The organism is Streptomyces sp. NBC_00045 (assembly GCF_045041095.1).
Lineage (GTDB): Bacteria > Actinomycetota > Actinomycetes > Streptomycetales > Streptomycetaceae > Streptomyces.
Genome location: NZ_CP108271.1, coordinates 6,341,408 through 6,362,773 on the forward strand (window position 1 = coordinate 6,341,408; position 21,366 = coordinate 6,362,773).

16 protein-coding genes, 1 tRNA gene and 1 pseudogene are annotated in these 21,366 nt (G+C 74.5%); 7 read left to right on the top strand and 11 right to left on the bottom strand.

The features are described 5' to 3' along the window. Position 1 precedes the first annotated feature (1 nt). Positions 2–2,404: a hypothetical protein gene (locus OHA65_RS29460; protein ID WP_405762709.1), complete on the bottom strand. Its 2,403-nt coding sequence runs from the start codon at positions 2,402–2,404 to the stop codon at positions 2–4. A 187-nt stretch (positions 2,405–2,591) separates the two neighbouring features. On the opposite strand from OHA65_RS29460, the gene OHA65_RS29465 reads away from it, so the two are divergent. Beyond that, positions 2,592–4,652, top strand: a complete 2,061-nt coding sequence (locus OHA65_RS29465) for a phosphocholine-specific phospholipase C (RefSeq protein WP_328764142.1) — start codon at positions 2,592–2,594, stop codon at positions 4,650–4,652. Here the strand turns inward: OHA65_RS29465 and OHA65_RS29470 are convergent. Then, positions 4,639–5,373 carry a hypothetical protein gene (locus OHA65_RS29470; RefSeq protein WP_328764143.1) on the bottom strand — a complete coding sequence of 245 codons (735 nt, stop codon included), beginning with the start codon at positions 5,371–5,373 and terminating at the stop codon, positions 4,639–4,641. The genes OHA65_RS29465 and OHA65_RS29470 overlap by 14 nt on opposite strands. Positions 5,374–5,446: 73 nt before the next feature. Here OHA65_RS29470 and OHA65_RS29475 point away from each other — a divergent pair, with 73 nt between their 5' ends. Beyond that, positions 5,447–6,202 carry an alpha/beta hydrolase gene (locus OHA65_RS29475; protein WP_327279216.1) on the top strand — a complete coding sequence of 252 codons (756 nt, stop codon included), beginning with the start codon at positions 5,447–5,449 and terminating at the stop codon, positions 6,200–6,202. 63 nt (positions 6,203–6,265) lie between these two features. Here the strand turns inward: OHA65_RS29475 and OHA65_RS29480 are convergent. The 3 genes from OHA65_RS29480 to OHA65_RS29490 form a co-directional block, all read right to left on the bottom strand. Then, positions 6,266–6,338, bottom strand: a tRNA-His gene (locus tag OHA65_RS29480). A 73-nt stretch (positions 6,339–6,411) separates the two neighbouring features. Continuing rightward, positions 6,412–7,146 (bottom strand): glutamine amidotransferase-related protein, encoded by a 735-nt coding sequence (locus tag OHA65_RS29485; RefSeq protein ID WP_327279217.1) that lies wholly within the window; start codon positions 7,144–7,146, stop codon positions 6,412–6,414. A 79-nt stretch (positions 7,147–7,225) separates the two neighbouring features. After that, a complete protein-coding gene (locus OHA65_RS29490; RefSeq protein WP_327279218.1) occupies positions 7,226–7,741 on the bottom strand; it encodes a hypothetical protein in 516 nt (171 codons plus the stop codon). Between the two features lie 141 nt (positions 7,742–7,882). On the opposite strand from OHA65_RS29490, the gene OHA65_RS29495 reads away from it, so the two are divergent. Both OHA65_RS29495 and OHA65_RS29500 read left to right on the top strand, forming a co-directional pair. Beyond that, positions 7,883–8,728 (top strand): LysR family transcriptional regulator, encoded by an 846-nt coding sequence (locus OHA65_RS29495; protein ID WP_328764144.1) that lies wholly within the window; start codon positions 7,883–7,885, stop codon positions 8,726–8,728. Positions 8,729–8,768: 40 nt separating this feature from the next. Further along, positions 8,769–9,890 carry an aminopeptidase P family protein gene (locus OHA65_RS29500; protein ID WP_327279220.1) on the top strand — a complete coding sequence of 374 codons (1,122 nt, stop codon included), beginning with the start codon at positions 8,769–8,771 and terminating at the stop codon, positions 9,888–9,890. 19 nt (positions 9,891–9,909) lie between these two features. On the opposite strand, the gene OHA65_RS29505 is transcribed toward OHA65_RS29500, so the two are convergent. Together OHA65_RS29505 and treZ are read right to left on the bottom strand one after the other, a co-directional pair. Next, the gene (locus OHA65_RS29505) at positions 9,910–10,680 is read right to left on the bottom strand and encodes a class I SAM-dependent methyltransferase (RefSeq protein WP_371645173.1); all 771 of its coding nucleotides are present in this window, start codon (positions 10,678–10,680) and stop codon (positions 9,910–9,912) included. Positions 10,681–10,738: 58 nt separating this feature from the next. Beyond that, positions 10,739–12,493, bottom strand: coding sequence for a malto-oligosyltrehalose trehalohydrolase (gene treZ, locus OHA65_RS29510; protein WP_405762712.1), 1,755 nt, complete (start codon positions 12,491–12,493; stop codon positions 10,739–10,741). Between the two features lie 112 nt (positions 12,494–12,605). Between treZ and OHA65_RS29515 the strand changes: the two genes are divergently transcribed. Continuing rightward, entirely contained in the window at positions 12,606–13,166 is a 561-nt protein-coding gene (locus OHA65_RS29515; RefSeq protein WP_327279223.1) for a DUF1707 and FHA domain-containing protein, read from the top strand. A gap of 42 nt (positions 13,167–13,208) precedes the next feature. Further along, positions 13,209–13,745 carry a GNAT family N-acetyltransferase gene (locus OHA65_RS29520; protein ID WP_328764147.1) on the top strand — a complete coding sequence of 179 codons (537 nt, stop codon included), beginning with the start codon at positions 13,209–13,211 and terminating at the stop codon, positions 13,743–13,745. Here the strand turns inward: OHA65_RS29520 and OHA65_RS29525 are convergent. The 3 genes and pseudogenes from OHA65_RS29525 to treY form a co-directional block, all read right to left on the bottom strand. After that, positions 13,735–15,126, bottom strand: coding sequence for a M14 family zinc carboxypeptidase (locus tag OHA65_RS29525; RefSeq protein ID WP_329314938.1), 1,392 nt, complete (start codon positions 15,124–15,126; stop codon positions 13,735–13,737). The genes OHA65_RS29520 and OHA65_RS29525 overlap by 11 nt on opposite strands. A 107-nt stretch (positions 15,127–15,233) precedes the next feature. Further along, positions 15,234–15,428: pseudogene (locus OHA65_RS29530) on the bottom strand (dihydrolipoyl dehydrogenase); the annotation flags it as partial. Further along, positions 15,422–17,704 carry a malto-oligosyltrehalose synthase gene (gene treY, locus OHA65_RS29535; protein ID WP_327279226.1) on the bottom strand — a complete coding sequence of 761 codons (2,283 nt, stop codon included), beginning with the start codon at positions 17,702–17,704 and terminating at the stop codon, positions 15,422–15,424. The pseudogene OHA65_RS29530 and the gene treY, both read right to left, overlap by 7 nt. Positions 17,705–17,813: 109 nt before the next feature. Here treY and OHA65_RS29540 point away from each other — a divergent pair, with 109 nt between their 5' ends. Next, a complete protein-coding gene (locus tag OHA65_RS29540; protein WP_405762715.1) occupies positions 17,814–19,202 on the top strand; it encodes an MFS transporter in 1,389 nt (462 codons plus the stop codon). Here the strand turns inward: OHA65_RS29540 and glgX are convergent. After that, positions 19,187–21,301 carry a glycogen debranching protein GlgX gene (gene glgX, locus OHA65_RS29545; protein ID WP_371645182.1) on the bottom strand — a complete coding sequence of 705 codons (2,115 nt, stop codon included), beginning with the start codon at positions 21,299–21,301 and terminating at the stop codon, positions 19,187–19,189. The two genes, OHA65_RS29540 and glgX, sit on opposite strands and share 16 nt — an antisense overlap. Between the last annotated feature and the right edge of the window lie 65 nt (positions 21,302–21,366).

The following is a 21,366-nucleotide window of genomic DNA, read 5'->3' on the forward strand; positions in this document are numbered from 1 at the left end:
GTCAGCGGACCACCAGGGAGGTGAGGGAGGGCTCGTCGAGCCGGACGGAGGCGGCACGGCCGCCGAGGAGGAAGCCGCGCACGGCGTACGGGCCGCCGGGCGCGGTGGGGACGAGCTCGCGCTCCACGGTCCCCGAGACCGCGAGCTCGGCGCCGGTCACCCGGCACAACTCGATGCCGTCGGCGGCCCGGTGGGGCCGGGCCCCACCGCCCGTTCCGGCGACGAGGACGAAGTCGGGCAGCCCGGGGCCGGGTTCCCCGCCGGGCGCGTGCACGGTCACCCGGAGCACGGCGGGACCGCGCTTGAGCATCCGCCGGGGCCCGGGCAGGACCCGGTAGGCGATGGAGACGTCGGCCGCCAGGACGGCCTGCCCGGCCTCCCGCGGGGCGGCCGCGGTCGCGAGCGCGCTGCGCGGGGCGGCGTACGCGGTGACGCGGACGGCGCCGGGGCCGACGGGCAGCTCCAGTCCCTCGCGCAGGAACACGGCCCGTACGACGGGGTGTTCGGTACGCTCGCCGCCCGGCTCGGGGGTGAGCGCGACCGTGACCCGGCCCGCGCCGTCGGGCCAGTCGAAACTGATCTTGGCCCGGCCGGCGGCGGTCCGCCGGACCGTGAGCCCCGAGACGGCCTCCGGGACCTCGACCGCCACGCCCGGCCCGGCCAGCGCCCGCTCGCCGAGGACCGCCACGGCGCTGACGGTGGCCAGCGTGCCCGGCGGGGGTTCGGCGATCCCGGCCGTGTCCACCCAGGGCAGCGGCGGCGGCAGTGCGCAGGCCGCCAGCTCGGCGCCCTCCGCAGGGGCCGGCTCCGGCCACTCGACGAGCCGTACGTCGGCCCCCGCGGCCCCCGTCCAGCGGAACTCCAGCCCGCCCGCGCCCCGGGCGGCCGCGGCGAGTGCGAGCACCGGATCCGGCCAGGGGTGCACGGTGACCGGCGCCTCGACCCCGGGGGACAGCGCCTCGTCACCGCCGCGGATCTCGTCCGGCCGGTAGCGGCACCGCACCCGCAGCACGTACGCGCCGGGCTCCAGCCGCTCGGCCCGCACCACCTCCCTGCCGTCTGCGGCGCCCGCCCGGGTTCCCGCACCGCCCCCGGGCACGCCGGACGAACCCGCCGCGCCGCCCTGCGGGGTCGTCGCGCCCGGCGTATCAGCGCTGTCCGGCGCGCGCGTCCCGGCGGTTTCCGAGGCGGCGAGTTCCGTGGTGTCCCCGCCGGGCCCGGTCAGGCTGACGCGGACTCCGGACGCGCCGGGCGGCCGCAGCCAGGAGGCTTCGATCCGGGCCCGGCCGTCGGCGAGGCGCAGTTCCGTCACCTCGGGCGCCACCAGCAGCGGCGCGCTGATCAGAGGGGCGCCGGGGGTGTCGGGGGAGCCGGCGGAGCCAGCGCCCGGGAGGGCCACGTACCGGACCTCCCGCCCGAGTGGTGCCCGCAGGTCGGTCAGCGGGCCCGGACCGAGTGGACCCGGTACCTCCGCCAGAGGCGTGGTGAGCGGCTCGCGCCGGGTCAGCCGGACCACCCGCCAGGTCCCGTCCGGGTCGGCGCCGGGCGGCCGGCGCAGGGCGACCCCGCCGGGTACGAGCCGCGCTTCCAGCGGCCCGGGACGTCCTTCGGCCGGCCGGTGGGTGCGGACCAGGCCCCGTACCGCGCGCGGGCAGTCCCAGGCCAGCCGGGCCGCCCGTCCGTACGACACCGCGGCCCGCTCCTGATCCTCCCGGTCCTCGTACTCCCGGGCCTCGTCCAGCAGGGCGTCGGCCGCCCCCACCCGTTCTGCCAGTTCGGCCAGCCGCCCCGCCAGCAGCGGGTCCCCGCCGGCCACGGCCCGCGGCAGCGCGGCGACGCTGCGGGCGGCGGCGCGCACCCGCCCGGCCAGCCACGCGTCCTCCAACCCCTCGGCGGCGGCTCGCTGGGCCCGATCCAGCCGGGGGCTCCCGGCGGCGGCGTGCACGAGGGCGGCGGCTTCGTCGGGGTCGACCCCGAGCCCGGTGGCCGTCTCCGGCACCTGTCCCCGGGGGTGGTCGTGGAGCAGCTGCACCAGCTGGTACAGCAGGATCCGGCGCAGTGCGGCCGGGTCCTGCTCCTGGATCGCGGTCAGCCGGTCCAGCAGCGCGTCGGCAGCGGCCGCCGCGGCGTCACCGCCCGCACCGGCATCCCCCCGGGCGGCCCGCAGTGCGCGGAGCGTGCGCGGTCCCACGTGGCGGCGGCGTCCCGGTCCCTCGACGGCGAATATCCCGTCGAGCACCCGCAGCCGCCCGCCGGCCGGAATCAGAAGCTCGCCGAAGTGGCTTAAACCCAGGGCCTGTTGTGCCGAGACGAGTTCCCCGTACCGTGCCACCAGCGGAGCAGCCGGCAGGCCGGAGAGCGCGCGGGACCACCCGAGGGCATGCCCGAACTCCGTCCCCGCCATCTGCTCTGCGCCCCCCGTGCAGTGTGTTTGGGAGGTCATTTCAGCAGATGCGCGGACCGTCCGGGAGGTCTTTCCGTTCTCCAGCTGTACCGCGTGGTGTCACGAACTGATCTCCGGCCGGTACCCCGGGACCGCTGTCCTTGGGTCGCCCCTCGACACCCCCCCTCACCCGCAGAGGTCGTCCCCCATGGCTGAACTCAATCGCCGCAGGTTCCTGCAGATCGCAGGCGCGAGCGCCGCGGCCTCGATGCTGAACGAGAGCATCGCGCGCGCAGCCGCCATTCCTGCGCAGGGCACCACCGGCACCATCCAGGACATCGAGCACATCGTGGTCCTCATGCAGGAGAACCGGTCCTTCGACCAGTACTTCGGCTCGATGAAGGGTGTCCGGGGCTTCGGCGACCCGCGTCCCGTGCTCCAGGACAACGGGAAGTCCGTTTTCTACCAGTCCAACGGGACGAAGGACATCCTCCCCTTCAACCCGCAGGTCAACGACCTGGGCATGCAGTTCGTCGAGGGCCTGAACCACGACTGGGCCGGCGGCCACCAGGCGTACAACAACGGCAAGTACGACAAGTGGGTCCCGGCCAAGACGGCGACGACCATGGCGTACATGACGCGGAACGACATCCCGTTCCACTACGCGCTCGCCGACGCCTTCACGGTCTGCGACGCCTACCACTGCTCCTTCATCGGCGCGACCGACCCGAACCGCTACTACCTGTGGACGGGCCACACGGGCAACGACGGCACCGGCGGCGGCCCGGTCCTCGGCAACCAGGAGGCCGGCTACGGCTGGAAGACCTACCCGGAGCGCCTGGAAGCGGCCGGGGTCTCCTGGAAGGTCTACCAGGACATCGGCGACGGCCTGAACGCCGCCGGCGGCTGGGGCTGGATCAGCGACTCCTTCCGCGGCAACTACGGCGACAACTCGCTGCTGTACTTCAACAGCTACCGGGGCGCCCAGCCGGGCAGCGCCCTGTACGAGAAGGCCCGTACGGGCACCAACGCCAAGGCGGGCGAGGGCTACTTCGACAAGCTGCGCGCCGACGTCGTGAACGGCACGCTGCCCCAGGTCTCCTGGATAGCCGCCCCCGAGGCCTTCAGCGAGCACCCGAACTGGCCGGTCAACTTCGGCGCCTGGTACATCTCCCAGGTCCTGGACGCGCTGACCGCGAACCCGGCGGTGTGGGCGAAGACGGCGTTCTTCATCACCTACGACGAGAACGACGGCTTCTTCGACCACGTCGTCCCGCCGTACCCGCCGGCCTCCTCGGCGTGGGGCCTGTCCACGGCCGACGTCACGAAGGACCTCTACGCCGGGGGCGGCGGCTACGCGGCCGGCCCGTACGGCCTCGGCCCGCGCGTCCCGATGATCGTGGTCTCCCCGTGGAGCAAGGGCGGCTACGTCTGCTCCGAGACCTTCGACCACACCTCGGTGATCCGCTTCATGGAGAAGCGGTTCGGCGTGCAGGAGCCCAACATCTCGCCGTGGCGCCGCGCGATCTGCGGAGACCTGACCTCGGCGTTCGACTTCACCAAGGCGGACGCGTCGCCCGCGGCCCTGCCCTCCACGGCGGGCTACGTCCCGCCGGACCACAACGCGCACCCGTCCTACCACCCGGTCCCGCCGGCGACGGGCTCGCTGCCCAAGCAGGAGGCGGGCGCCAAGCCGACGCGCGCGCTGGGCTACGTCCCGTACGTGGACGGCAAGGCCACCGTCTCCACCGGCAAGTTCACCCTGACGTTCTCCTGCGGCCCCACCCTCGGCGCGCACTTCCACAGCACCTCGGGCAACCGGACGGACGGCCCCTGGCCCTACACCGTCGAGGCGGGCAAGACCCTCTCGGACACCTGGAGCACCAGCAGCTCCACCGGCAACCAGATCAACCTCACGGTCTGGGGCCCGAACGGGTTCCTGCGCACCTGGAAGGGCCCGGCGAAGAAGTCCGGTCCGGAGGCCACGGCCCGCCACGACGCGGCCACCGGCAACCTGAAGCTGACGCTGACCAACTCCGGTTCGGCGGCGGTGAACCTCACGGTGACCAACTCCTACGACGGCGCGACCCAGACCCTGCGGGTCGCGGCGGGCGGCACGGCCGCGTACACGGCGGACCTGAGCACCACGGGCCGCTGGTACGACGTCAAGGTCGTCTCCGACGCGGACACCACCTTCCTGCGCCGCTTCGCGGGCCACGTCGAAACGGGCGCCCCGGGCCTCTCGGACCCGGCGATCAAGACCGTCTGACGCGGTCGTCCGGTGCGCGCAGCAGCCGCCGTTCCAGGACCGGGAGGTCCCCGGGCCGGTGGCTGCGGGCGTGCCGGAGCAGCAGGTCGCGGGCGGTGTCCGGGACGCGCCGGCGCTTGGGGTGGCGGGTGGTGAACGCCTCGCTCGCGAAGAACCGCACGGCCCCGTCCAGCCCGCCGCGGTCGGTTTCGCGCACCGCCCAGGCGAGCTCGTCCGTGGGCTCGCCGGCGAGCAGCCGCATCGGCGCTTCGACGGCCAGGACCGACGCCGCGTCCGCCTCCTGAGCCCTGCGCGCACCGAGCCAGGAGAAGACCAGGGCGGGGGGCACCCCAGGGCGGCTCGGCTCCTCTCCCCGCGCCATGGCACCGGCGTACCCGCGCAGCCGCGGGGGCGCCGCCTGCGCCCAACGGTCGCGGTGCCGGGCGGGGATCCCCTCCGCGGCGGCGGGAGCGAGGAGGTGCGCCAAGGGCTCCGTGCGGGACAGGGTCACGGTCCGCACGGACTGCCCGCTCGCCTCGTACAGCGTCACGCGGCCGTCATGGCCCTGGCACATGCACTCGACGTGACCGTCGGGCCCGGCGTCGTGCGGCCATGCGGCGAGCAGCTCCCGGATGTCGCCGGGATCGCGGATCTCGTACTCCGCCGGGTGGTGGGGGAGCGGCGGTCCGGCCGCCGGGCCGGTGCTGACGACGGCGAGCACCGCGCGGGATGTCGGCTTCACGGTGTGATCGTAGATCCGATGGGAAAGACGTACGGCGTCCGACTCCGTCACCCCCGTCACCGAGGGAGAATGCATGGCCATCGCCCACCGCAGGATCGGCACCGGCCCCGTCCGCGTCATCGTGCTGCACGACTGGTTCGGCACCTGCGCCAACTGGGGCTCCGTACTGGACTACTTCGATACCGAGGGGTTCTCGTACGTCTTCCTCGACTACCGCGGCTACGGCGACCGCAGGGACGTCGCCGGCCGCTACACCCTTCCCGAGATCGCCGACGACGTCCTCGCGCTCGCCGACGAGATCGGCTGGGACACCTTCTCCCTCATGGGCCACTCCATGGGCGGCAAGGCGATCCAGCAGGTCCTGGTCCGGGCCCCCGAGCGGATCGAGAAGCTGATCGGGATCAATCCGGTCCCCGCCGGGCCGTACGAGATGGACGACACGACCCACGCCCTCTTCGACGGCGCCGCCGCCAGCGCCGAGCACCGGCGGACCATCCTCGACCTCGTCACCGGCCACCGCGCGGGCCGGCACTGGCTGGACCGGATGGTCGCGCACTCGCTCGACGTCTCCCGCGCGGAAGCCTTCGCCGCCTACCTCGCGAGCTGGGCGCCGCTGGACCTGTCGGCCGCCGTGAAGGGCAGTACGGTCCCGGTGCTGGTCCTCGTCGGGGAGTACGACCTCGCCCTCACCCCGGAGGTGATGCGGGCCACGTGGCAGGTCTCGTACCCCGACTGCCGGGTCCACCCCGTCCCCGGCGCGGGCCACTACCCGCCGCACGAGACCCCGGTCGCCTTCGCCGCCGCGGTGGAGGACTTCCTCCGGGGCTAGCGGGTGTCCGGACACGAAAACACCCCTGGGGTACGAGAAGACCTCGTACCCCAGGGGGATAAGGGTGAGTGACGGGACTTGAACCCGCGGCCACCTGGACCACAACCAGGTGCTCTACCAACTGAGCTACACCCACCACGAAGGGCGGAGGACCGCCCGTCGATGTGCACGCACAGCATATCTGATCAGGAGGGTGGTCCCGCCACGCGTTATCCGGCGGTGGCGCGCGCCGCGCGTGCCACCGCCGCCGCCGCGAGCGCCTTCACGACGGGATGCGGGCGGGTGCCGTCCCCGGACAGCTCCGGCTGGAACAGCGTGGCCAGGAAGAAGGGGTGCCCCGGCAGCTCCGCGATCCGCGCCTGCCCGTCCTCGTCGTGCCCCGACAGCCGCAGTCCGTGCGCGGTGAGCACCGGCAGGTACCGCGGCTCCGGCCCGTAGCTGCAGTGGTAGTGCTCCACGGACCGCTCCGCGCCGAGTACGGACTCGGCGAGCGATCCCGGCTCGGCCCGTACGAGGCCCTCGTGGCCGACGAGCGAGCAGGCGAGCGGGGAGATCAACAGCTCCTCGGCCCCCGGATCGTTCTCGGCGTGCGCGACGGCGGACAGCCCGCAGACCGAGCGGGCGTACTCCAGCAGCGCGTGCTGGAAGCCGCCGCAGGTCCCGAGGAACGGGATGCCCTCCTCCCGCGCCACCCGGATCGCGGCGAGCGCCCCCGCCTCGCTGGCGTACGGGCTGCCGGGCAGCACCCAGAGCGCGTCGAACCGGGCCAGGGCCCCGGAGGCGGCCTCGGCCCCGGCGTCGCCGGTGGGGATCCAGTACGCGTCGAGGACGAGCCCGTCGCGAGAGGCGAGGGCGTCGAGGAGGAGCGGGATCCGGGTGTGGGACTTCACGTGCGGGGAGCGGTCGCCGACGAGGGCGATCCGTGCGGTCTGTGCCGTGGTCATGCGGATCATCCTGCGACCCGGACCCGGTTCAGCGCCAACGATCGTTCCTGCACGACCGATCAGCAGATCTGATCACGCGCTACTTCAGTGCGACTTTGGTGGCCACGATGATCAGTCCCAGGACGAGGTTGACCACGCCCTCGCCGACCAGCTGGCGGCGGGTGGCGCCGGCCCGGACCGCACCCACGCAGGCCCAGATGACCTGCTGGGCCACCGCCACGCTCATGGCCAGCCACGCCGTACCCACGTAGTCCAGGTCGAGGGGGACGCTGACGGCGACGGCGGCCGCGGGCAGGACCGCGGCCTCGACGATGGGCCACTCGTGCACGGCGACCCGGCGGACCTCGTGCCGGCTCCACGGGTCGCCGACCAGCCGTTCCCCCGCCAGCTGGGCGTACACGTGGGTTGCCCAGAACACCACCCCCGTGACGAGGAGGAGCAGGACGAGGTGGAGCCGCGGATGCTCGCCGACCACGCTCGCGGTGGCCACCACGGACGTGGCGAGGAGGGAGCCGTACACGGCGCCGGCGGTGTCCGTCCGGGATGAGCCCCGAGGCCCGCCGGGGCCCGCGGGCGGGCCACTGGGGATGCTCACGCCCCCACGATAGGGAGCCCGCGTCCCCCCGCCGCCCGGCCACGCCGAAGCCCCGTCAGCCCGGCCACGCCGAAGCCCCGCCCGGCCCTCGGGCCCGCCCCCGTGCAGGGTCGGGGGCGGGGGTGGTGGCAGGCTGGCCGGGTGGATCCGCATCTGCTTCGCACCTTCGTCGCCGTCGCGCGGCTGGCCTCCTTCTCCGGCGCCGCCCGGGAGCTCGGCTACACCCAGTCCGCCGTGTCCCAGCACATCGCCGCCCTCGAAGGCGACCTGCGCGCCGAGCTCCTGACCCGGCGGCCCGTCGCGCCGACCCCGGCCGGGGTGCGGCTGCTGGAACACGCCGGGCCGTTGCTGCTGCGGTTGGACGCGGCCCGGGCCGATGTGCTGCGGCTCGCCGCCGCGCCGCCCGGGCGGGTCACCGTCGCCGTGTCGCCGCTCGCCGCCGGGCCCCGGCTGCTGGCCGCGCTGCCCGCCACCGGGGTCACGCTGCGGGTGCTGGCGCCCGCCGAGGTGCCGGCCGCCGTCGCCACCGGCGGCTGCGACCTCGGACTGGTCGACGGCCTCGCCGCGCCCAGCGACCCGCTGCGGCTGCCCGACGTGGCCCCGCTCACCGTCACCGGCGCCGGCGAGGACGGGCTCGCCGTACTGCTCCCGGCCGATCACCCCTTCGCCCGCCGCGCCTCGCTCCGGCTGGACGACCTGGCCGACGCCCGCTGGATCGACGCACCCGGCGTGGCACCGGCGCCCGCCGCCGTCCGCACCGCCCCCGCCCTGCGCTACGCCGGCACCGACCTGCACGCCCTGTGCGCCCTGGCCGCCGCCGGGCACGGGCTGGTCCTGCTGCCCCGCCGGGTGGCCGGGGCCGTCGGGGCCGGGGCCGCCGTACCGCTGTCCGAGCCGCGCCTGGTGCACCGTACGGAACTCCTCGCCCCCGGCGCCCCGACGCCCGCCGCGAGCGCCCTCGCCGCCCGGCTCACCGCGTCCCGGTAACCGCTCGCGCGCGGCCCGGCACGGCGGCAGGATCGCACCCATGGACCTCGCACCCGATCCGTTCACACACACCGACTACGCCGCCCGGATGGCCGCCGCCGCACGGAGCGCCGCCGATGCCGGGCTGGCCGGCCTGCTCATCGCCCCCGGGCCCGACCTCGCCCACCTCACCGGCTACCGGCCGGTGGACACCGAGCGGCTGACCCTGCTCGTGCTCGCCGCCGGGCAGGAGCCCGTCCTCGTCGTGCCCGCCCTGGAAGCCCCCGACGCGGCCCAGGCCCCCGGGGCGCCCGCGCTGACCCTGCGCGACTGGGCCGACGGGAAGGACCCGTACGGCGTCACCGCGCCGCTCCTCGACACCGGCGGCCGGTTCGGGGTCAGCGACAACACCTGGGCGCTGCACCTGCTCGGCCTGCAGCGGGAGTTGCCGGGCACCTCGTACGCCCCGCTCACCGACGTCCTGCCGATGCTGCGCGCGGTGAAGGACCGGCGGGAGCTGGAGCGGCTCGCGGCGGCCGGCGCGGCCGCCGACGCGGCGTACGAGGAGATCCTGAAGGTCCCCTTCGCCGGGCGCCGGGAGACCGACATCGCCGCCGACCTGGCCGCGCTGCTGCGCGAACACGGGCACTCCCAGGTGGACTTCACGGTGGTCGGCTCCGGCCCCAACGGGGCCAACCCGCACCACGAGGCCGGCGAGCGGACCATCGGCCACGGCGACATGGTGGTCCTCGACTTCGGCGGCCTCAAGTACGGCTACGGCTCCGACATCTCCCGCACCGTGCACGTCGGCGAGCCGAGCGCCGAGGAGCAGCGCGTCCACGACGTCGTCCGCGAGGCCCAGCGGGCCGCCTCCGCCGTCGTCCGCCCGGGCATCGCCTGCCAGGACGTGGACCGCGCGGCCCGCGCGGTGATCACCGAGTTCGGCTACGGCGACCGGTTCATCCACCGCACGGGCCACGGCATCGGCGTGACCACCCACGAGCCGCCGTACATGGTCGAGGGCGAGGAGCAGCCCCTGGTTCCCGGGATGTGCTTCTCCGTGGAGCCCGGCATCTACCTGCCCGGTCGCTTCGGGGTGCGCATCGAAGACATCGTCACGGTCACCGAGGACGGCGGACGCAGCCTCAACAACGCCCCGCGCGAGCTGGCCGTCGTGGAGTGAGCCACGGCCGCCCGCGCGCTCACGCCTCCCCGGCGACGATCAGGCGGTAGCCGTAGTCCACGCTCTCCTGCTCCAGCAGGTGGGCGTGGCGCCGGCGCCACGCCCCGGAGGCCAGGTCGGCGCGCAGCCGTGCCATCGCCGGCTCCACGACGGAGGCCGGGAGCGTCGCGAAGGTCGAACTGGCCGCCCGTACGACGGGGTCGAGGTAGAACTCGGGCCGGCGCCAGTAGGCCGTCTGCAAACCGTCCGTGAAGTCGTGCGGGATCGGGAACGGCAGCACGGTGTGCGCGTCCATCGCCTCGACGACCTCGGCCAGGGGCGTGAACCGGGACTTGTCCAATGCGCGGATCTCCGGCAGGTATTCCTCCACCAGCCACAGCTCGGGCCGGTGCTCCGGGTCCCAGGTGAAGACGACCTGCCGTCGCGAGACCCGGCGCAGCTCGCCGAGCCCGCGGCGCAGATCGGGCCAGTGGTGCACGGTCAGCACCGCCATGGCGGCGTCGAACGCCCCGTCTGCGAAGGGCAGTTCCTCCGCGCCCGCCTTCACCTTCCGCGGACCGGGATGCTGGTCGAGCATCACCCGGGACGGGTCGACGGCGGTGACTTCGGCGTCCTGCGGCTCGTACGACCCGGTCCCGGCCCCGACGTTGACGACGGAGCGCGCGCCGCCCAGCGCCTGCCGGATCAGCGCCCCCAGCCGGGGATCGGGCCGCCGCACGTTCTTGTAGCCGATCCCTATGTGGTCGTACACGGCCGCCTGCGTGCCCTCTTCTTCCCGTGACTGTTCCATGCGGCCGATCCCATCAGAGCGGGCCGTTCGTGATCAAGTGGCGCCGTAGTGAGGAGGGTTACGGCCCCAGCAGCACCACCGACTCGGCCGGGACGTGCACGCGGCCGTCCGGGCCCGGATGCTCGACCGGCTCCCACGCCGCCAGGACCCGGACCCCGTTGCGGCCGAGCGCGATCGTCACCGGCTCGGGGGACAGGTTCACGGCCACCCGTACGTCGCCCCGCCGGAAGGTCAGCCAGCGGCGCTCCTCGTCGTGGGCGACGCGGACCGCCGCCAGGTCCGGATCGCGTAGGTCCGGGTGGCTGCGCCGGAGCGCGACCAACGTCCGGTACCAGGCCAGCAGCCGGTCGTGCGGTGCGCGCTCCGGCTCCGCCCAGTCCAGGCAGGAGCGGTCCCGGGTGGCCGGGTCCTGCGGGTCGGGGATCTCTTCGGCCTTCCAGCCGTGCGCCGCGAACTCCCGGCGCCTCCCGCTGCGCACCGCCTCGGCGAGCTCCGGATCCGGATGGTCGGTGAAGTACTGCCACGGCGTGCCCGCGGCCCACTCCTCGCCCATGAACAGCATCGGCACGAACGGACCGGTCAGCGTCAGCGCCGCACCGCACGCCAGCAGCCCCGGGGAGAGCGAGGCCGAGAGGCGGTCGCCGAGGGCCCGGTTGCCGATCTGGTCGTGGGTCTGGCCGTAGCCGAGGAAGCGGTGCGCCGGGGTGCGGCGCCGGTCCACCGGGCGGCCGTGGCTGCGGCCCCGGAACGAGGACCAGGTCCCGTCGTGGAAGAACGCCCGGGTCATCGTCTTGGCCAGGGCGGCGAGCGGAGCCTCGGCGAAATCGGCGTAGTACGCCTGGGACTCACCCGTCAGCGCGCAGTGCAGGGCGTGGTGGAAGTCGTCGTTCCACTGGGCGTGCAGGCCCAGGCCACCGGCGCCCCGCGGGGTCGTGGTGCGCGGATCGCAGCGGTCGGACTCGGCGATCAGGAACAACGGCCGGCCGCTCTCCGCGGCGAGCGCGTCCACGGCCTCGGACAGCTCTTCCAGGAAGGTCAGCGCCCGCTCGTCGGCGAGCGCGTGCACGGCATCCAGGCGGAGCCCGTCGATGCGGTAGTCCCGCAGCCAGGCGAGGGCGCTGCCCAGGAGGTACGCGCGCACCTCGTCGGAGCCGGCGGCGTCCAGGTTGACCGCCGCGCCCCAAGGAGTGTGGTGGGTTTCCGTGAAGTACGGGCCGAAGGCCGGCAGGTGGTTGCCGGACGGGCCCAAGTGGTTGTGGACCACGTCCAGCACCACGCCCAGGCCGGCCGCGTGCGCGGCGTCCACGAACCGGGCCAGCCCGGCCGGGCCCCCGTACGGTTCGTGCACCGCCCAGGGCGCGATCCCGTCGTACCCCCACCCGTGCCGACCGGGGAAGGGGCAGACCGGCATCAGCTCCACGTGCGTGATGCCGAGCGCGGTGAGGTGCCCCAGGCGCGCCGCAGCCGCGTCGAAGGTGCCCTCGGGAGTGAAGGTGCCGATGTGCAGCTCGTAGAGGACCGCGTCCTGGAGCCGGATGCCGGGCGCCGGCGTCTGCGGGGCGATCGGCTCGAAATCCACCACCGCCGAGAGGCCTTCCGCCCCGTCCGGCAACCGCCGCCCGCGCGGGTCGGGCCGTACGACCTCCGGACCGGTCGCCACGCCCAGCAGGAATCCGTACCGGTCCCCGTCGGCGGCCGGGGCCTGCCCTACCCACCAGCCGGGCCGGTCCGGATCGCGTCCCATCTCGGACGTCTCGTCCCGCAGCCGCAGCGCGACCCGGTCTGTCAGCGGTGCCCACACCTCGAACTGCACGGACGGTTCCCCTCGTCTGCGGCGGTACCCGGAACGTGTGCCGGACCCATCATCGCGTGGACGGCCGGAGGAGTTCTGGACACTCCGGGCCTGACGGGCCGACAATCACCCTGTGACGTCGAGTTTCGAGTTTCCCGCCTTCCCGGTTCCGCGCCTTTCCGATGTGGAGCGCGACCGGGCGCTGGACCAGCTCCGCGAGGGCGCGGCCCTCGGGAAGCTGTCCCACGACACGTTCATGCGCCGCATGGAACTCGCCCTCGTCGCCAGGCGCTCCGAGGACCTCGCGGTCCTCACCGCCGACCTGGTCGGCCGCGGCGGCGAAGGCCCGTGGACCCGTCGCGTCTTCGGCTGGGTGGGCCGGGCCTCCGCCGTGACCGCCGGGGTCCGACGGGCCTGGACCGCCGAGCGGCTGCCCAAACTGCTGCTGCCGCACCCGAGCGCCCGGGCCCTGCGGATCGGTCGCGATCCCGGCAACGGGCTGCGGCTCACCGACGAGACGGTCTCCCGGGTGCATGCCGAGCTCGGCATGCGCGGCGGCGTATGGGTGCTCACCGACCTCGGCTCCTCCAACGGCACCACGGTCAACGGACGCCGGGTGACCGGCTCGGTGGCGGTCCGGGACGGTGACCAGATCGGCTTCGGCCGGATGAACTTCCGGCTCTCTTCCAGCTAGTCCGCCCGTCCCCCGGATCGCCCCGGGCCCGATGATGGGCCCATGGAAGCCGAAGACCCGAAGGAACACCCGCCCGTGCCGCAACGCCCCGCGAGCCCCGTGGGCTCCGTGCGTCCCGCGCGCCCCGAGGACCTGCCCCGCCTCGTCGAACTCGTCCACGAGCACGTCGCGTACGAGAAGGCCGCTCCCCGGCCCGCCGGCCTGGCCGGCCGGCTGGGCCCGCAGCTGTTCGCCGAGGACGCCCGGCTGTGGGTGCTGTTGGCCGAGGCCCCGGACGGGACGGTCGCCGGGTACGCCGCCTGCTCGGCCGAGTTCGCCTTCTGGGACGCCCGGCACTACCTCCACATGGACTGCCTCTACCTCGCTGAGGAGGCCCGGGGCCACGGCCTCGGCGCCGCCCTGATGGCGGGCGTGGCCGGCCTCGCGCGCGAGCTCGGCCTCGACCAGGTCCAGTGGCAGACCCCGGACTGGAACGAGGGCGCCATCCGGTTCTACGACCGGCTCGGCGCCACCGGCGCGCCCAAGCGCCGCTACGCCCTCTCCGTACCGGCCGGACAGCCCGGGGCCGCTACGCACTGACCGCCCCGTCCGCCCCGTCCGCCCCGTCCGCCCCGTCCGCCCCGTCCGTTCCTTTCGCCCCCGCCGCCGCCACGAGCCGCTCGTAGGCCGCCAGGACCGTACGGGACTGGTGCTCGACCTGCGCGGTCACCGGGATCCGGCGGGCCTGGAACCGGGCGGCGAACTCCTCGCACCAGCCGGTGACGAGCCGGTCCAGCCCGGGGGCGGCCGGGTGGCCCTGGGCGCGGAGCACCCGGAGCAGCATCGCGGCGGCGCGCAGCGACAGGCGCCGCCCGAAGGCGTCGATGCTGGTTATGGCGGCCGCCGTGGCCTCGGCGGGGGCCCCGGCGCCGGTCCACTCCACGGTGATCCGGGGGATCAGGGCGAGCGTCCAGTCGACGGCGCGCAGCAGGGCGGCCGCACCGGGGTCGGTGCCCGCCTGCGAGCCCGGGTCCGGTCCGGGGGCCGTCCCCGGGGCCGCACCCGGTTCCGGCGCCCCGCCGACCCGGTCCCGTACGCGGGCCACGAGCGCGGCGTCCGCGGCGAGCCGGCCGGCCAGGAGCCGTAGCGCGCCGCGCGGATCCGGGTGCGGAGCGGGGTCGTCCACCAGGTCCGAGGCCCACATGGGGACTTCGACGATGGCCGTGGTGCCGGCGTACCGGTGGGCGCGGTACCAGGTGCTGAGCCGGGTGTCCTCTGGGTGGAACGCCCCGGCGGCGTCCGCTCCGGGCTGCGGCATCACGAAGATCCCGGGCCCGGGGGAGGGCCAGCCGGCCGCGTCCGAAGCCCCGGTCTCGACCGGGATCCGCAGCTCGGCGGCCGATTTGGCGAACGGCTCGGCGAGGCCGGGTATGTCCCGGGTGAGCTGCACCCAGGTCCCGCCGAGGTCGGTGCCGTGCAGGGAGACCTGAAGGAAGGGCCGCAGTTCGTCGATGAGGGCGGTCAGGGCGAGGGTTTCGGGCGGCAGCCGGTCCGGAGGCAGTAAAGACGGCGCCCACTCGGGCTGTTCCGGGCCGGGGGGCCGGAAGAAGTTGCGGTGGTATTCGAGCAGGGAGTGCGGGCGGGGCGTGCGGTGCAGGGCTGCTCCGTCGGGGTCGGCGCACAGCACGAAGTGCCAGCCGCGTCCGGCCCGGGTCGTCGGGTCGTGCAGGACGCGACGGGCGAGGGCGAGCGCGGTGGCGCCGCCCACGGGCTCGTTGGCGTGGGCCCCGGCGACGACCAGCACGCCCGCGCCGAGCGGCCGGCCGCTCGGCTCGACGGAGAGCAGCCACAGGGGCCGGCCGCCCCGGGAGGTGCCGGTCCGGCGGAGCCGGGCGTGGCCGGGGTGCTCGTCCGCCAGGGTGCGGGCGGCCAGTGCCAGTTCGGACGGTGTGGGGTAGCACATGTCACGGAGGAGGGTCACGTCTGATGCAATGCCCGCCGTGCACGCCCCCTACTGCTCCGCGCGCCCCACACTTCCCGAAAACCCCTGGCCAACGCCTTGGCCCGAGGCCGCCGCCACCGGGACGGCTACTGCTGGTGGAGGCCGCGGCCGGCCAAGGACAGGAAGGCCTCGCCCACCGCTTCCGACAGCGTCGGATGGGCATGGACGTGGCGGGCCACGTCCCCCGGCTCCGCGTCCCAGCCCACGATCAGCCGGCTCTCCGCGATCATCTCCGAGACGTGCGGCTCCACCGGGTGGACGCCCAGCACCCGGGCTACTCGCCGCCCCCGCCGCCGTCGCGCAGTAGCAGCGCGACCGGGTGGTCCGAGAGCAGCTGCGCCAGCCGGACCTCTCCCTCGTACGCGGCGCCCCCGTCCAGGAGGGCGGTCCACCGGCCCGGCGGGAGGGTCAGGGTGGTGTCCCGCCAGCCGCCGGCCCCGGCCAGCCGGTGCGAGAGCCGGGTGGCCGCCGCCACCAGTCCGGCCGGGCGGGCGAAGGCCAGGCAGTGCTCCGCCGCCGGGCCCCTGGCCGACAGGGGCGTGTAGCCGGTGAACAGCGCGGGCCGGTCGCGGCGCAGTCGCAGCAGGGCGGCCGTCAGCGCGAGCTTCTCCTCCGCCTGCCCCCGCGCCCCGGCGCCCGCGTCCAGCCGGGCCAGGGTCTCGCGGGGGAACCGGGCCGGGCGGCGGTTGTCCGGGTCGACCAGGGCCCGGTATTCCGTCTCGGCGCCCTGGTAGACCTCCGGGACGCCGGGCATAGCCAGGTGCAGCAGCGTCATGCCGAGCAGGTTCGCCCGGGCCGCCGCCGCCAGTTCCGCCGGCTCGGCGAGCTCCTCCGGGTCCGGGACGTACTCCGCGACGGAGGCCTCGTACGCCGGGTCCTGGTCGGTCCAGCTGGTGTGCAGGGCCGCCTCGCGGACGGCCTTGAGGAGCGCCTGCTCCAGGCGCCGGGCGCGCTCGGGCACCTCGCCCAGGCCCAGCGCCGTCTGCCGGGCCACCCAGGCCAGTTGGGGGTCGGCACCGGCGGGCGCGCCCATGGCCTCGGGGGTCTGGGAGAGCGCGGAGATCCGCGCCCGGACGTCCGCGCTGCGTTTGGTGTCGTGGGTGGACAGCACCGTCCCGGAGCCGGGCCAGTCCCGGTCGAGTGTGGCGCAGTACGCGTGGAACTCCGCGGGGGACAGCGCCGGTTGCCCGGGATCGCCGCCGACCTCGGTGGCCGACAGCAGCGGGGCGTGCCGGTAGAAGGCGCGGTCCTCCAAGGACTTGGCCCGCAGCGCCGCCGAGGTCTGGGCGAAGCGCGCGCCGAAGCCCGGATCGCGCAGGACGAGCTCCCGTACGCCGGCCACCGCGTCCGGACCGGCCGGCGCGGCGGCTTCCGCCAGCGCCCGAGCGGAGAGCTCCGGCTCCCCGGGGTACGGCCGGTAGACCGGATAGGCGATCAGCAACTCGCGTACGCCGGGGGCCAGCTCCGGTCCGGCGGCCCGCTCCAGTGCGGCGAGCTCGGCGGCCAGATCGCCGGTCAGCACCTCCCGCGCGCACGCCCGGGCCGTCTCCTCCCAGTCGGCGGTCCCGGTGAACCGCGTGTACCGGCGGGCCAGATCGGCGGCGCCCGCCGGATCGGTGAAGACCCCGTCCACCCGGAGCAGTGCGTCGTACCCGGTGGTCCCCGCCACCGGCCAGAGCGGCAGCCGTTCCTGACGGGCCAGGATCTTCTCGACCACCACCCAGCACCCCTCGCCGACGGCCGCGCGCAGCCGCCGCAGGTAGCCCTCCGGGTCGGCCAGCCCGTCCACGTGGTCGATCCGCAGCCCCTCGACGACCCCGTCCCGCACCAGCTCCAGGATCTTCGCGTGCGTCGCCGCGAAGACCTCCGGATCCTCCACCCGGACGCCGATCAGCTCCGAAATGGTGAAGAACCGGCGGTAGTTGAGCTCGGTCCGGGCATCGCGCCACCAAGCCGGCCGGTACCACTGCGCGGCCAGCAGCTCCGGCAGCGCCAGCCCGGCGGTCCCCGCGCGCAGCGGGAACTCCAGCTGCCCGTGGCGCAGCACCCCGTAGTCCGGGTCGGCGGTGAACGCGCCGGGTTCGGGCGGCCCGGGGAGCACCGGCAGCAGCACCTGGCCGCCGCCCGCCGTCCAGTCGATGTCGAACCAGCGGGCGTACGGGGAGGCCGGCCCGTCCCGCAGGACCTCCCACAGGGGCCGGTTCAACCGCAGTGGGGACGGTACGGCCATGTGGTTCGGCACGATGTCCAGCACCAGGCCGAGCCCGTGCGTCCGGGCGACCGCGGCCAGCGCCCGCAGCCCGGGCTCGCCGCCGAGCTCGGCGCGGATCCGGGAGTGGTCGGTGACGTCGTACCCGTGCGCCGAACCGGGCACTGCCTCCAGCACCGGCGAAAGGTGCAAGTGTGACACGCCGAGGGAGGCGAGGTACGGTACCGCTGCCTCGGCCGCGGCGAAGGGGAACTCCGGTCGTAGCTGGAGCCGGTACGTCGATGTGGGGGCCGGCGGCCGGGCCGCGGATGACGCCGGAGCGACGGCTGCCGGAACAGCAGATTCCATTCGGATGCGTGCGTACGGCTGGCTCATGAGAACGTACGTACCCACCTTCCCGGATTCCGTGCCATTACCCAATGCATCCGGGTGACTGCATCGCGTTAGTGTTGATCAAGTGGCCGGAACCGTCAACACCTATCGAAGAGTCATCGCCCTGACCGGGCCCCTACTCCCCCTCCTTTCCTTCCTCGCGCGACTCCCCGTCGCGATGTCCCAGTTCGGCAGCGTCCTGCTGGTCGCCGAGACCAGCGGATCCCTCGCCACCGCCGGCATCGTCGGCGGCACCCTGTCCGCCGGACAGGTGGTCCTCGGGCCCGTCCTGGGCCGGCTCGCCGACCGCCACGGGCAGCGGCCCGTGGTCCTGACCGCCGCCGCGGTCAACGCCGTCGCCACGGGCGCCCTGGTCGCCGGGGCCCTCGGGGGCCTCGCCACCGCCCCGCTCGCAGCGATCGGCGCCGTCACCGGGGCCTCCGTCCCGCTGATCGGTCCGCTCGCCCGCACCCGCTCCGTGGCCCTCGCCCACCGCGCCAAGGCCGACGAGGGCGTGGTCGGCGCCGTCCACTCGCTGGAAGGCACCCTGGACGAGGTCTCCTTCGTCTTCGGGCCGGCCCTCGTCGGACTCGCCGCGCTCGCCCTGCACCCCGCGGTCGCCCTCGGCGGCGCCGCCGCCCTCGTCGCCGTCTTCGGCACCGCCTACGCCCTGCACCCGACCGCCGCCGTCACGGCCGGTGGGGGAGCGCAGGTGGGTGCCCCGCGGGAGCGGGGCGCCCGCGGCCGGCACCCGCGCGTCGTGCACGCGGTACGGGGCTCCTTGTTCCTCCAGGGCGCCATGTTCGGCGCCTGCCAGGCCGGAATCGCTTCCCTCACCGCTCGTTTGGGCGTCCCCGGCCAGGCGGGCATCGTGTACGCGGCCATGGGTGTCGTCAGCGCCGCCGTGGGCCTCGCCCTCGGCGCACTGCCCGCCCGGTTCGGACTGCGGCTGCGCTGGCGGGCGGCCACCGGCGCCGCGCTGGTGCTCTCCGTCCCGCTGCTCTTCACCGACACCCTGTGGCCGCTGTACGCGGTCGTCACCGTGCTCGGCGCCGCCTACGCGCCCCACCTGATCACCGCGTTCGCCCTCACCGAGCGGGCCGTGGAGCCGGCCCGGCTCGCCGAGGCGACGGCCTTCGCCGCCAGCGCACTCGTGGCCGGACAGGCCGCCGCGCTCGCCGCGTCCGGACGGCTCGCCGAGTGGTACGGGCCCGCCGGGGCCTTCGCCGTCGCCGTCGCGGCGGCCGCGACGGCGCTGCTCCTCGCCCTCGTCACCCGCGTGCCGGCCGCCCGGGCGCACCCCGCCGCGCCGCAGGTCTTCATCCCGGCCCAGCAGACCGCCTCCCCGAACCCGGCCGGGAGCCCGTCGAGGCCCGGAAGCCCCTCGGCTCCCTCGGCTCCCTCGGGCCCCTCGGCTCCGTCGGGTCGTTCGGGTTCGTCAGGCCCGTCGGGTTCGTCCTACGCCGGGCGCTGAAGCACCACCAGAGCCCGTCCCGTCAGCGCCACCCGGTCCCCCGCCGCGAACTGCGGCCCGGTGCCGGGTGGCAGTACGTCCGCCCGCGCCGTGTCCACGACCAGCCGCCACTGCGCCCCGTGCCCCGCCGGGATCGTGAACTCCTGTGGTTCGGCACCCGCGTTGAACATCAGCAGGAACGAATCGTCGGTGATCCGTTCCCCGCGCGAGCCCGGCTCGGAGATGGCTTCCCCGTTGAGGAACACCGTCAGCGAGCGCGCGTGCTGTGCCTGCCAGTCGCGGGCCCGCATCGGCTCCCCGTGCGGGGTGAACCACGCGATGTCGGAGAGCTCGTCGTCGGTACCCTCCACCGGCCGTCCGTGGAAGAAGCGGCGCCGCCGGAAGACCGGGTGGTCGCGGCGCAGCCACACCATCCGCCGGGTGAACTCCAGCAGCGACGGCGGCGGTTTGCCCGGCTCCGGCCAGTGCACCCACGACAGTGCGTTGTCCTGGCAGTACGCGTTGTTGTTGCCGTCCTGGGAGCGGGCGAACTCGTCGCCGTGGCTGAGCATCGGCACGCCCTGCGAAAGCATCAGCGTGGCCGTGAAGTTGCGCATCTGGCGCTCGCGCAGCTCCTGGATCTCCGGGTCCTCGGTCGGCCCCTCGACCCCGCAGTTCCAGGACCGGTTGTGGGTCTCCCCGTCCCGGTTGCCCTCGCGGTTCGCCTCGTTGTGCTTCTCGTCGTACGAGACGAGGTCGTTCAGGGTGAATCCGTCGTGGCAGGTGGTGAAGTTGATCGAGGCCAGCGGGCGGCGGCCGTCGTCCTGGTAGAGGTCCGAGGAGCCGGTCAGGCGTCCCGCGAACTCCGCGAGCGTCCGCGGCTGGCCGCGCCACAAGTCCCGTACGGTGTCGCGGTACTTGCCGTTCCACTCGGTCCACAGCGGCGGGAAGTTCCCCACCTGGTAGCCGCCCTCGCCCAGGTCCCAGGGCTCCGCGATCAGTTTCACCTGGCTCACCACCGGATCCTGCTGGACCAGGTCGAAGAAGGAGGACAGCCGGTCCACCTCGTGGAACTGCCGGGCGAGCGTGGCGGCGAGGTCGAAGCGGAACCCGTCCACATGCATCTCGGTCACCCAGTAGCGCAGCGAATCCATGATCAGCTGGAGTACGTGCGGGGACCGCATGAGCAGCGAGTTCCCGGTCCCGGTGGTGTCCATGTAGTGCCGGGGATCGTCGGCGAGGCGGTAGTACGAAGCGTTGTCGAGCCCGCGGAAGGACAGCGTCGGGCCCAGGTGGTTGCCCTCGGCGGTGTGGTTGTAGACCACGTCGAGGATGACCTCGATCCCGGCCTCGTGCAGGGCCCGCACCGCCGACTTGAACTCCAGCACCTGCTGGCCGCGGTCACCGGAGGCGTAGCCGTTGTGCGGGGCGAAGAAGCCGATCGTGTTGTAGCCCCAGTAGTTGCTCAGCCCGTCGTCGACGAGCCGGTGGTCGTTCACGTACTGGTGCACGGGCATCAGCTCCAGCGCCGTGACCCCGAGCTTGGTCAGGTGCCCGATGACCGCCGGGTGGGCCAGCGCCCCGTACGTGCCGCGCAGCTCCTCCGGCAGATCGGGGTGACGCATGGTCAAACCCTTGACGTGCGCCTCGTACAGCACCGTGTGGTGGTACTCGTGGCGCGGCGGGCGGTCGTTGGCCCAGTCGAAGTACGGATTGACCACGACCGAACTCATCGTGTGCGGCGCCGAGTCGAGGTCGTTGCGCGAATCCGGCCGGCCGAAGTGGTAGCCGTACACCTCCTCGCCCCAGTCCACGCTCCCGGCGATGGCCCGCGCGTACGGGTCCAGCAGCAGCTTCGCCGCGTTGCAGCGCTGCCCGCGCTCCGGCTCGTACGGCCCGTGCACGCGGAAGCCGTAGCGCTGCCCGGGCATCACCCCGGGCAGGTAGGCGTGCCGCACGAAGGCGTCCGTCTCGCGCAGTTCGACGGCCGTCTCGGAGCCGTCGTCGTGGAGCAGACACAGTTCGATGCGTCGGGCGGCCTCGGAGTAGACCGCGAAATTGGTCCCGGCGCCGTCGTACGTGGCGCCGAGCGGATACGCCTGTCCCGGCCAGACCTGCATGGATACGACTCTTCCCCTCGGTGTCGCGTTGACGTTCGGTGCTGATCCGGCGTGGACCGCGTCCC

What these genes read in the sequence shown, in the direction of transcription:
- OHA65_RS29485 (WP_327279217.1), bottom strand. Translation starts at nt 7,146, where the DNA reads ATGACCACGGCACAGACCGCACGGATCGCCCTCGTCGGCGACCGCTCC.
- glgX (WP_371645182.1), bottom strand. Translation starts at nt 21,301, where the DNA reads ATGCAGGTCTGGCCGGGACAGGCGTATCCGCTCGGCGCCACGTACGAC.
- treY (WP_327279226.1), bottom strand. Translation starts at nt 17,704, where the DNA reads ATGGAATCTGCTGTTCCGGCAGCCGTCGCTCCGGCGTCATCCGCGGCC.
- OHA65_RS29520 (WP_328764147.1), top strand. Translation starts at nt 13,209, where the DNA reads ATGGAAGCCGAAGACCCGAAGGAACACCCGCCCGTGCCGCAACGCCCC.
- OHA65_RS29460 (WP_405762709.1), bottom strand. Translation starts at nt 2,404, where the DNA reads ATGGCGGGGACGGAGTTCGGGCATGCCCTCGGGTGGTCCCGCGCGCTC.
- OHA65_RS29500 (WP_327279220.1), top strand. Translation starts at nt 8,769, where the DNA reads ATGGACCTCGCACCCGATCCGTTCACACACACCGACTACGCCGCCCGG.
- OHA65_RS29505 (WP_371645173.1), bottom strand. Translation starts at nt 10,680, where the DNA reads ATGGAACAGTCACGGGAAGAAGAGGGCACGCAGGCGGCCGTGTACGAC.
- OHA65_RS29465 (WP_328764142.1), top strand. Translation starts at nt 2,592, where the DNA reads ATGGCTGAACTCAATCGCCGCAGGTTCCTGCAGATCGCAGGCGCGAGC.
- OHA65_RS29475 (WP_327279216.1), top strand. Translation starts at nt 5,447, where the DNA reads ATGGCCATCGCCCACCGCAGGATCGGCACCGGCCCCGTCCGCGTCATC.